The organism is Cohnella sp. WQ 127256, from assembly GCF_024519285.1.
Lineage (GTDB): Bacteria > Bacillota > Bacilli > Paenibacillales > Paenibacillaceae > Cohnella.
The window spans coordinates 595,847-606,707 of sequence record NZ_JAMZCY010000005.1 but is presented as its reverse complement, the minus strand read 5'-3'; the positions used below and the strand labels follow the sequence as shown (position 1 = coordinate 606,707).

13 protein-coding genes and 1 pseudogene are annotated in these 10,861 nt (G+C 46.3%); 2 read left to right on the top strand and 12 right to left on the bottom strand.

The features are described 5' to 3' along the window. Nucleotides 1-104 precede the first annotated feature (104 nt). From M1K58_RS17785 to M1K58_RS17770, 4 genes and pseudogenes are all read right to left on the bottom strand, one after another. The gene (locus M1K58_RS17785; protein ID WP_256760344.1) at nt 105-299 is read right to left on the bottom strand and encodes a YiaA/YiaB family inner membrane protein; all 195 of its coding nucleotides are present in this window, start codon (nt 297-299) and stop codon (nt 105-107) included. Between the two features lie 57 nt (nt 300-356). Then, nucleotides 357-602: pseudogene (locus M1K58_RS29505) on the bottom strand (YiaA/YiaB family inner membrane protein); the annotation flags it as partial. Nucleotides 603-790: 188 nt separating this feature from the next. Beyond that, nucleotides 791-1,012, bottom strand: a complete 222-nt coding sequence (locus M1K58_RS17775) for a hypothetical protein (protein WP_256760180.1) — start codon at nt 1,010-1,012, stop codon at nt 791-793. A gap of 129 nt (nt 1,013-1,141) precedes the next feature. Then, the gene (locus M1K58_RS17770) at nt 1,142-2,533 is read right to left on the bottom strand and encodes a class I SAM-dependent rRNA methyltransferase (protein WP_256760179.1); all 1,392 of its coding nucleotides are present in this window, start codon (nt 2,531-2,533) and stop codon (nt 1,142-1,144) included. Nucleotides 2,534-2,604: 71 nt separating this feature from the next. Here M1K58_RS17770 and M1K58_RS17765 point away from each other — a divergent pair, with 71 nt between their 5' ends. Next, nucleotides 2,605-3,567, top strand: coding sequence for a Na/Pi cotransporter family protein (locus M1K58_RS17765; protein WP_256760178.1), 963 nt, complete (start codon nt 2,605-2,607; stop codon nt 3,565-3,567). Nucleotides 3,568-3,583: 16 nt separating this feature from the next. On the opposite strand, the gene M1K58_RS17760 is transcribed toward M1K58_RS17765, so the two are convergent. The 8 genes from M1K58_RS17760 to M1K58_RS17725 all read right to left on the bottom strand — a co-directional run bounded on the left by M1K58_RS17760 (nt 3,584) and on the right by M1K58_RS17725 (nt 10,375). Beyond that, nucleotides 3,584-4,018, bottom strand: coding sequence for an NUDIX hydrolase (locus M1K58_RS17760; protein ID WP_256760177.1), 435 nt, complete (start codon nt 4,016-4,018; stop codon nt 3,584-3,586). Between the two features lie 105 nt (nt 4,019-4,123). Next, entirely contained in the window at nt 4,124-5,473 is a 1,350-nt protein-coding gene (gene mtaB / locus M1K58_RS17755; protein ID WP_256760176.1) for a tRNA (N(6)-L-threonylcarbamoyladenosine(37)-C(2))-methylthiotransferase MtaB, read from the bottom strand. 1 nt (nt 5,474) lies between these two features. Beyond that, nucleotides 5,475-6,245: a 16S rRNA (uracil(1498)-N(3))-methyltransferase gene (locus M1K58_RS17750; RefSeq protein WP_256760175.1), complete on the bottom strand. Its 771-nt coding sequence runs from the start codon at nt 6,243-6,245 to the stop codon at nt 5,475-5,477. Nucleotides 6,246-6,305: 60 nt separating this feature from the next. Next, on the bottom strand, nt 6,306-7,013 hold the full coding sequence (locus tag M1K58_RS17745; RefSeq protein WP_256760174.1) for a site-2 protease family protein: 708 nt from the start codon (nt 7,011-7,013) through the stop codon (nt 6,306-6,308). Continuing rightward, complete coding sequence (prmA, locus tag M1K58_RS17740) at nt 7,010-8,023, bottom strand: 50S ribosomal protein L11 methyltransferase (RefSeq protein WP_256760173.1); 1,014 nt, start codon at nt 8,021-8,023, stop codon at nt 7,010-7,012. The genes M1K58_RS17745 and prmA overlap by 4 nt, the downstream gene beginning before the upstream one ends. Nucleotides 8,024-8,872: 849 nt before the next feature. Then, nucleotides 8,873-9,205 carry a hypothetical protein gene (locus M1K58_RS17735; RefSeq protein WP_256760172.1) on the bottom strand — a complete coding sequence of 111 codons (333 nt, stop codon included), beginning with the start codon at nt 9,203-9,205 and terminating at the stop codon, nt 8,873-8,875. A 5-nt stretch (nt 9,206-9,210) separates the two neighbouring features. Continuing rightward, nucleotides 9,211-9,354 carry a YfhD family protein gene (locus tag M1K58_RS17730; protein ID WP_256760171.1) on the bottom strand — a complete coding sequence of 48 codons (144 nt, stop codon included), beginning with the start codon at nt 9,352-9,354 and terminating at the stop codon, nt 9,211-9,213. Nucleotides 9,355-9,490: 136 nt separating this feature from the next. Next, a complete protein-coding gene (locus M1K58_RS17725) occupies nt 9,491-10,375 on the bottom strand; it encodes a LysR family transcriptional regulator (protein WP_256760170.1) in 885 nt (294 codons plus the stop codon). A gap of 112 nt (nt 10,376-10,487) precedes the next feature. On the opposite strand from M1K58_RS17725, the gene M1K58_RS17720 reads away from it, so the two are divergent. Continuing rightward, complete coding sequence (locus tag M1K58_RS17720) at nt 10,488-10,859, top strand: CidA/LrgA family protein (protein ID WP_256760169.1); 372 nt, start codon at nt 10,488-10,490, stop codon at nt 10,857-10,859. Nucleotides 10,860-10,861: the final 2 nt, after the last annotated feature.

The window sequence follows — 10,861 nt, the reverse complement described above, 5'->3', positions numbered from 1 at the left end:
TTGCTTTAATATTTTCACCGTAAAACGCTATTCAAATAATTATAACACACACCCATTATAAGTGCGTATGTTCGTATTCTTGTCATACCGTTTAACATGAGCTCTTAGCTATCGTCCGTCCCCATACTACTAAACTGATCCTCTTCATTATCCCGGATTGTCTTCTGCAGAACGAGGCAGGAAACGATAAGGAATACAGCAGCAATAGCATAATATCCGACGACATAAAGGGGCTCTTCAAGTGTCGATAATCCAACAAATTGGAACAATACAGCCAATAGAAAACCTGCCCAAGACAGAAAGGTAAAGGCTGAGGTATTCCTTCTACGGTGAGTTGGATTTTGCTCCCTAAGGAAGTTATCTTCATCATTGTCTCGGACAACCTTCTGCAAGACAAATGAGGTTATGATAATGAGAATTCCGACCGCTGCATAGAAGCCTTGTACGGATAAGGGTTGCTTTAGCGTATAGATGCCTCCGAATTCGAAGCCACATGCCAACACGAATGCTCCCCACGCCATAAAGGTATAAGTCGGAGTATTTCTTCTGCGATAAAAATGGTTTGCACGCTTTATTTTCGGGGTAACCAATTGGTCTTCCATTGTAATTCCTCCTGCTTGAATTGGGATATTATGCTTCTGAAGTCATCATAACCCCCGGTAGCAGTAACAGATAGACTCATCTTTTTATGGTACCACCCGCAGTAAATCTAAGAAAACGACATAAGAAAAACGCCAGGTTACCCTGACGCTTCACTTTTTTACATTGAATTTCCCGACATTCGTCGAGATTATGAAATATTCATGTACCATTTGCTACCGTCATCATATTTAAAGATCGCTGCATCCGACCAGAGCTCGATATAGCTGACGTGTTTCCAACGGCGGCGAAACTCTAAATCACCCGCCATTGCTTGCATTCGATTATTAAGACGGCTTCGGCTACTCAGGGCTTTAGCCCGGTTTTCCAAAGGAACCGCTCGTTTACCGAACAAAATCACTTCGTGCACCATGTCTATACCTCCCGTTTCCATGCCTCATACATTAGAATAATCTAGAGGCGTTAGAAATGTTCCCGAAACGAGAGGAATTCATCCAACGATTTGCTAACATTCTCTTAACAATATATTAAACCACAACGATTACAGCTCTTTGCGGCTCCTTACCTCGAAAATCCCGAACTTCAAATAATGTCCTTCTTCAACGCCGGCAAGCTGCGGATGATCCTTACCAGCACCTCGCCAGTCGATACGTCGAATGATTTTACCTGCATCTTTCGCTGCTTCTTGGATCGTTTCTAGGAAGAGCTCTGGTCTCACATGATAGGAGCAGCTCGCTGTTACCAAGTAGCCACCCTCATTCAATAGCTTCATCGCCTGAAGGTTAATGTCTTTATACCCACGGCAAGCTCCCTCAACTGCACGCTTCGTCTTGGCGAACGCCGGAGGGTCCAAAATAATGATATCCCATGTTCGTCCCTCAATAGCAAGAGGCTTAGAGGTATCCACCTTCGTGCCTGAAGCTTTCGCATTCGCTCGCACTTGACGTTCGTCACGACCAGCTACCTGCTGACGCAAGTACTCGAATGCATCGGCTGCCACGAATTCCACGCGTTCCGTAAACCCGTTAATCTCCACATTATGACGAGCTGTCTGCAAGGCATGCTCGGAAATATCAAGACAAGTTACTTTCTTTGCGCCGTAATCGCAGGCATGCAATGTAAAACTCCCTGTATGCGCGAAGCATTCCAGTACGGTCGCACCGTCCCAATAGGGAAAGCTGACCTCACTGCCATTTGCATTAACCGGAACTAACCGAGTGCCGCCTTCATCAGACTCTCTCTCCTGAAGCTTAATTCCACTGCGAGCTCCCCAGCCTTTGACAAGCGGTTTAATTGCAGCTCTATTTTCACGTTGATCGAAGAAATATCCGGTTTTTTGACCGCCTTCGATATCCACTTGTACCTTTAATCCATTTTCAACGATCTCGATCAGTCTCGGACACTCTCCGTACAAGATCCCCGTTCTTTCCTCTAAGCCTTCCAATGTGCGTACGCCTACATCGCTTCTCTCATAGATGCCCATGGGTTTGAACACTTCGATCAATGCTTGAAGCCAAGCATCCTTCGCGACTTCCATTCCTAGTGTCAGCACTTGGACAACTAGCACATCATTGAACCGGTCTACGACCAAGCCCGGAAGAAAATCGGCTTCCCCATATACAAGGCGACATGACGTTTCTTCGCCTAGAAAGCGAGTACGATGGGATGCAGCACGCTCAAAACGATTGCGGAAAAAAGCTACATCCATGCTTTCGAGTGGTCCATAAGCGACTATGCGAACTGTCATCTGTGAAGCTGGATTCCAATAGCCTGTACCTAGCATTAAACCACGATGATCACAAACCTCCACCAGCTGTCCCGGTGTTGCTTCGCCCTCGGTCTTGGCGATTTCATTCGCATAAATCCACGGGTGGCCTTCCTCCAACCGAGGACGTCTGCCTTTATTTAACCATACCTTTGCCTGACTGCACATTTTATCATCCGCTCCTAATCCAATCATAAACTTGTCCTGTTTTTGCATAGTGTTAAACGGGGGTGCAAAAAATGATAGCGAATTTCATCGTCCCGTCAATACTTGGTTTTGCGTTATTGCTGTCTGGAATGAAGGTCATGGAAGCCTCATTACAACGTTGGGCCGGTCATAAGCTTTCTAGCTGGGTTTCTCGCTCAACCGCCACGCCACTTCGTGGTTTTGCCGTCGGTACTGCCGCCTCTGCGCTATTACAAAGCAGCACGGCCGTGACCGTCTTAACGATCGGCTTCGTGAACGCCGGATGGCTCTCCCTTTCTCGCAGCTTCGGGATCATTCTTGGAACCAATGTAGGAACTTGTTTAACAACCGAGCTGATGAGCCTTCAGCTTCACCGATATGGATTCCCACTCCTGCTGCTAAGCGCAATAGGATGGATCATAACCTATATGTTTAACGAAATGAGAGACTCTTCCCTGGATCCGCGTTGGGGATTGTCTTTACGTTACATATCCGTTGCGTTAGGAGGCTTCGGGCTGCTGCTCATCGGCTTCAAGCTGCTCCAAGGAATGGGGCCTGCCCTACGTGAAAATGATTATTTCGAAGCTTTGATGCGACATACGAACGAGAACCTCCTGTGGGGAGTGCTCGGAGGCGCTGCGCTTACCGCGCTAGTCCATTCTAGCTCTGCAGTCATCGCCATGTGTATGGGGCTCGCAGCTAGTGGAGCCATCTCACCAGAAGCAGGCATTGCCATCGTGCTTGGTGCAAATATTGGTACATGCTTTACAGGAATGATCGCTTCCCTAAGTGGAGGTCCTGGAGGACGCTTCGTTGCCTTGTCACAGCTTGTACTCAATACGAGCGGCGCCTTACTCTTTTACCCCTTAATTGGAGTGTTACATGCCGCAGCCGTCTATATGGATCCCGCGGATCCATCCGCTCAAATCGCTCACGCACAAACGATCTTTAACGTAGCCTGCTCCCTGCTCGCCTTACCGCTTGCCTATTTACCCCTATGGCGTTCCGCAAAGTAATGGATAGCATCGACGATCAACCCTCAACCTCGATACCAAGGTTGTAGAAAGCTAGCCGGAACACTTCATCGTTGTTGTCGTAGCCAGAGTCTCTTTGTAGTCTCCATGCTTCCTGAGGTGCATACCAAGCAACTCCAGTGATTTCCTCGATCTGCGCCTGAAGTTGTTCATCTCCGGCTTCAACGAGATAGTAATGGACTTCTTTCTGAACTGTGCCCAAATGAGCATGCTCATATAAGTATGAAATGATATTTAACGGTGCCGTGAGAGTTCCCGTAATGCCCGTTTCCTCTTGAATTTCGCGTAGCGCGGTTTGTTCCACTGTTTCCCCCGGCTCCATCTTCCCTTTAGCAAGAGTCATCTTACCAAAACGATCTTCAATAAGCTGGATTTCTAGCTGCCCGTCAACCTTTCGGTAGACGACGCCCCCTGCGGAAATTTCAGTCTTCATAGCTCATAACCCCTTCTCTTAGTCCTATGTATGAGAAAAAGATTTCACCGCTGGGAGGAAAGCTTGCGCATGCCTGCCTTGCGATGAAATCTTCGCTTTAGATTCTTAAGCTTGCATAGCTACTGATGGTGTAACGACATCCAACACTTCAAAAAGCTCGCCCTGGCATTCGTTCACACCAGAGTCCGTAATACGAACTCGGCAAAGCTTACCAATCAGTGACGGATCTCCGTTGAATACAACTTGAATATAGTTGTCCGTATATCCGGCAATAACCCCTGGAGCTCTTAAAGCTTTGCCATCCCGTTCAGGAATAACATCCAGAATACTGCCTACCCATCCTCGAGCATAAGAGGCTTGCATCCGCTCAGACAAATCGATGAGCTGATGCACGCGCTCGTTCTTCACTTCATCATCCACTTGCTCTTCCATACGCGCTGCAGGAGTCCCTGTACGCTTCGAATAAGGGAAAACGTGCATTTCTGCAAAATTCATCGATTCCATGAAGCGGAAGCCGTTCTCGAACTGCTCCTGCGTCTCGCCAGGGAAGCCGACGATTACATCTGTTGTAATCGCAACCCCCGGCATTGCTTCCTGAATCAAACGAATTTTTTCCGCAAATTCAGATGTGGTGTACTTGCGACGCATTCTCTTCAGAATTTCGTCGTCACCTGCTTGAAGTGGAATGTGTAGATGACGGCACATCTTAGGTGAGCTATTCAGAATGGCGATAACCTTCTCGTCAATCTGGCTCGCTTCGATTGAACTGATGCGAATTCGCTCAAGTCCTTCAACCTTATCAAGATCGGACAGCAGATTCGCTAACCGATAGTTTTCCAAGTCATCACCGTAGCCTCCGGTATGAATCCCCGTCAACACAATTTCCTTGTACCCAGACGCCACGAGTTGATGGGCTTGCTCCAAAACACTTTCCGGTTTCCGGCTGCGTGAGAGTCCACGAGACCAAGGAATAATACAGAAAGTGCAGAAGTTGTTGCAGCCCTCCTGAATCTTAAGGAAAGCGCGTGTATGACCTACGAAATTCGGAACGTCCAGCTCTTCAAACTCTCTTGTCTTCATGATGTTACGGACAGCATTAACCGGCTTACGGTCGTCCTGAATATCCGTAATGAAAGACATTAGCTTCTCGCGGTCCTGCGTGCCGATAACGAGATCAACACCAGGGATCGCCATAATTTCTGCGGGTGAGGTTTGGGCATAACAGCCCGTTACAGCGATTACAGCATCCGGATTACGACGAACAGCGCGGCGGATAATTTGCCGACTCTTCTTGTCTCCCGTATTCGTAACTGTACATGTGTTAATTAAGTATACATCCGCCGTCTGCTCGAAATCGACCTGCTCATAGCCTTCGTTCTTGAACAGCTGCCAGATCGCCTCGGTATCATAAAAATTGACTTTACAGCCAAGTGTATAAAATGCCACGTTCGGCATCTCAGTTTCCTCCCAACTCTCCGGACTCATAAGCAAGACAAGCAAGTGCGTATAATGCAGCTGTCTCCGTCCGTAATATTCTTTTCCCTAATCCAATTAACTTTGCACCGGATGCAACGGCTGCATCCGCTTCCTGCGAGGTAAAGCCACCTTCTGGTCCTATAATAACCATGATACGAGGAGCCGTTTCCCACTGCTTAGACTTGAAATCCTGGAGCAGTTCACGTAACTCAACTGCTCCAGAACGACCTTCTTCTTCGTAGCAGAATAAGATGAGATCATAATCCACGAACTGTTTAAGTAAGGATTTCCAAGAACTAACCGCATTAATGTGCGGAATGATGCTGCGGTGGCTTTGTTCGGCAGCTTCTTTGGCGATCTTGCGCCAACGCTCGATCCGTTTAGCTTCCTTCCGCTCGTCATATTGAACAATGGTCCGTTGAGACAGGAAAGGCTGGAAAATGCATGCTCCCGCCTCCGTGCCTTTCTGGATCACAATCTCAAGCTTATCCCCTTTGGGTAGGCTCTGTGCTATCGTGACCTTCCACACCATCTCTGCATTCGAGGATAGTTGTTCAATAATATCTGCTTGCACATTATTTTTATCAACCGATACAATCTTAGCAAGCACATCGCGTCCATTGCCATCGCATGCGATCAAACAATCTCCAGGCTTAGATCTCATGACGGCGCCTATATGCCGCGCGTCTTCTCCTTCGAGCGTAACGGAATGCTGTCCCATCTGCCCTTCAGGCACAAAATAACGCTGCATCTTAACCTAGCCTCCTGAGTATATTCCATCCTTCATCATACCTCGTCCAAGCTATTATTACTACCATCTAAGGATTTGAAAGATTAATTTTGCTATGTTATTTTCACCAAAGATAGGATCAAGAATTTCTACCATTCCGCTCATAATCGGAGATCTTAAGCTCATCAATTGACCAATCGTTGCGTCTCGAAGCGGAGGGATAAAGATGATTAGAAGGAAGGCAAACGTTATCCATTGGCCCATCTCTTGTATTTTCATTCGAGTTCTGACGGAAAGGAATTCCTCTAAGATCCGGTAGCCATCTAAAGGTGGAATAGGAATGAGATTAAAAAGGAATAGAGCAATGTTAATCGCCATCCAATAATGTGTAAAATAAGCCAAGTTAATAATAAAATCACTAGAAGCATGATTGAAAACGCCAAATACATTTAATAAGTCTAGAAATAATAGAAATACAAACCCAAGTATGAGGTTACTTATTGGACCTGCTGCCGTAACGAAAATACTCATCAGTCGCGGATTCTTGAACCTACTACGACGAACAGGAACAGGCTTTGCCCAACCGAATCCGGCTAATAAGAGGAACAACATCCCCATCCAATCCAAATGTGCTAAAGGATTAAGAGTTACTCTTCCTTCTTTGTAGGCCGTATCATCACCAAACTTATAGGCGGTCCATGCATGAGCAAATTCATGCACACTAAAAGAGAGCAGCATGATGATGATAATGATGGGCAAATGCTCTATCGGAAACCAAAAAAAGCTCACTCGCCATCCCCCTTCGGTTTTCCAGCAACGAACGCAACCCACTCTTCTTGCCTCAACACCTCAATGATCTCAAAGCCTGCTGCAAGTAAGCCAGCTTCTACAATCATTTCTTTGTTCTTGTAAATACCCGAAGTAATATATATTCCACCCGGCTTAAGTACTTCCATAACATCGCTAATGAAAAGCAAAATAATTTCAGCTAAAATGTTGGCGACGACAAGATCTACCGGTGTTGTAACGCCAACTGCTACCTTTTCAGACACGGTGTTGGAATCGGTGGCTGATTTCTCGCTCTCATTCAGTACACCTAACAAATCGCTAAGCCTAACTTCAACATCATTCTCATATCCGTTCAGAGTGATGTTTTCTTGTGCACATTTCACAGCAACAGGATCAAGATCTAATGCCAACACCTTCGAGGCACCGAGCTTCATCGCCCCAATAGCAAGCACACCAGAACCTGTGCCAACGTCAATAATCTGCTCTCCGCCTTGTATAGCGTTATCAAGCGCCTTGAGACAGAGTGCTGTTGTGGCGTGCGTTCCTGTTCCGAATGCCATGCCAGGATCAAGCTCGATAATTAACTCATTCGCCTTAGGTGTGTATTCCTCCCAAGTAGGCTTTATTGTCAAACGTTCTGTGATTGCAATCGGTTTAAAATATTTTTTCCAGGCATGTGCCCAATCGTCCTCATGTACATCGCCAATAGCTATTGTAAATTCTCCAGCATCATAGTTGAATTCCGGAAGCCCCTCCAATAATGCTTTCAACTCAATAGCGATAGGCTCCATTTTAGTATCTTCGGAAAAATAAGCCTTAAAAACAGCATAGCCAGGTCTGATATCATTTAACGGAGTGTCGTACACCTCTCCATATTTCGTATCTCTTGGTGTATCTGCCGACCACGCTTCTTCAACGGAAACGCCACCTGCTCCAAGCTCTGTTAAGTAATGTGTAACCATTTCTTGAGATGATTCCGTCGCTAGGACGGTTAATTCATGCCAGCGCAAATCTTTTCCTCCCCTGATGACTCTTCAATGAATCCCATTATACACGTACTGTTTTGCCGGATGCAAAAAACAACGCCTATTTCATCGACTTTGTGCGACTTTTGTGCAGTTCTCCATTAGCGCCCCCTGTAACCCCTATGTCCACTATCCCCCTCGCTCAGGTTGCTGCTCTTTCCTCCTGGCCCCTTTTGTCCACTATCCCCTTCGCTCAGGTTGCGGTTCTATCGGTTTATCTTCATATTTCAAGAACTGACGTTATAGCGATAACAGGTCGAATTCACTAAGTCCGTATTCTCCAGAGTTAAGTCGGATTAATAACTGCATATTTATTAACGGAGCGATGGAGATAGTGGACAGGTTCATACTCTTACAACACGCGCGGCTTTCTGCGAACTTCTGAGCGAAGGGGATAGTGGAGATAGGCCATGCGCAACTTACCGCAAACTTCTGAGCGAAGGGGATAGTGGGCAGGTCACGCTCATACTACATGCGCGCCTTACCGCGAACTTCTGAGCGAAGGGGATAGTGGACAGGTCATGTTCATACAACATGCGCGCCTTACCGCGAACTTCTGAGCGAAGGGGATAGTGGAGATAGGCCATGCTTATACAACATACTCACCATACCGCGAACTTCTGAGCGAAGGGGATAGTGCACAGGTTCATACCCATACAACATACGCGCCTTACCGCGAACTTCTGAGCGAAGGGGATAGTGGAGATAGGCCATGCTTATACAACATACTCACCATACCGCGAACTTCTGAGCGAAGGGGATAGTAGGGAGAAGGGAGAAGGATGACGCAAGACACATCACACTTCTGATGATGTATCTTACGTCAGTGGAATATTAGAGGAATTCGCCACCGGCTTGGAGGATAACTGTTCGGGCTTGTTCCGTAGCCTCTGTCGGTACATTTGCAGACAAAGTAAACACAGAGGAAGCTCCCACACTATCCGTAGAGTTCGCTTGAAAGCCAGCGGCATCTAAGGAAGCCTCAACCTCCAATGAGGACTGAAAGCCAGCACCCGCTAAACCAGGTGTTGATAAACCTTCACCATGTGTATCACTTCCGACCCTCTCTAGTCGAAAACAATCGCTTCTTAACGAAGCAAGCTTTCGCATAACGGATTCAGCTTGATCTTGTGTTGCGAACTTTGCTTGCAGAGACTGCATAACCAATGGGGTCACTCTCCTTCATCCGCTGTAGCTCGCCGATCAGCTGCTTCCGCACGTTTTTGCGCTTCTTTATCATCACTATCTGCCACTTCATCAGCGAACTCAACATCCTCAACACTTGCCGTAGGTAATTGCTTACTTTTCTTTGCCATGGATCATTCCTCCTAATTTGACGCGGATTAAGCCCACATCACAACGATTCAAATAGAGTTCTCTTCCTGTGCATTGCTTATACAAAAAAACGCACCTAAGTGACGGTGCGTGCAATCATGCAATCTTAAACTCGGTTCAGCCTTTGGCGAACTGCGAACGAGTGAATGCAATCCATTCTCGGGTCGCTAACGAAAGATAACCTTCACGCCTCCACGCCATAGCCAAATGCCATGGAATTGGAGTTTCGAGCTCGACGCTATAAATCTTATCAGGTTGTAACAATCTGCATATCGTATCGGGTAGCATCGCGATACCTAAATTTTCTGCAACCATCTCGCCGATAAAATCCCACTGCGAGCTTTCATATACGATGGTAGGTGAAAACCCTACTAAATTACATTCGTTAATAATGCAATCGTGCAAGGCGAAATCACTCCCGAATAAAATGAACCTTTCAGAAGCCAATTCACGTAAATCAATCCGTTTCCGCGTTGCAAGCCGATGGGATGGATGCATGATCACCTTCATTTTATCTTTGACAAGAGAAAAAGAATCGAATGCCCTCTCATCAATTGGACATAACACAACGCCCGCATCTAACACCCCGTCAGCGATACCCTGTACAATTTTCGCAGCCCCATCCTCCTCCAACTTAATCGATATCCCCGGATAACGCTCTTGGAATTGCTTAATCACACCAGGAAAAAAATTCGATCCTGCCATTGGTGGAAGTCCGATTCGGATGTGACCTTGCTTCAAATAAGTTAAATCGTTCAGCTCGATGACCATATTATCGAAAGAATGTAATATCGGTCCTGCATGACGAACGATTGCTTCACCTGCATCTGTCAGCTTAACCGTCTTTTTGTCTCTGACAAATAACTCTATATCGAGCTCTCGCTCCAAATTCCGAATCGCCTTACTAATCGTAGGTTGAGTAATATGCAACGCCTCGGCTGCCTTCGTGAAGCTGTTGTGACGAACGATTGCAGTAATGTATAGCAGATGTCGAATGTCCAAATCTCTCGCCCCTCAGATCATAACTAAATGGAATGAAAATCATTCTATATATTCATTTTACGTATATTGCCCATGCTCGTATACTGAATAACTGAAGGAGTTGGACAAAAGAATGAGAACATTGTTAAAAACGATCGCACAAGTATCGTTTTTTATTTTGCTAGCTAAGGCGGCAGACATTTCCGTTCAATCCCTTCAGCTTCCGATACCTGGTAGTTTGATTGGCATTGCAATCCTGTTTGTATTGCTGCAACTCAAAGTGATTCGGTTCGACTGGATTGATCTCGGGTCCAAATGGCTACTTGCGAATATGCTCCTATTTTTCGTCCCTGCGACGGTTCATATTATCGAATATAAAAATCTCGTTATGAGTAGCGGTCTTCGGATCGTATTGACGATTATTTGCAGCATCGTTATTGTCATGGTGTGCGCAGGCTTAGTCAGTCAAAAGCTCGCTACACGAAAAGTGAAAGGAGCCAAGTAACC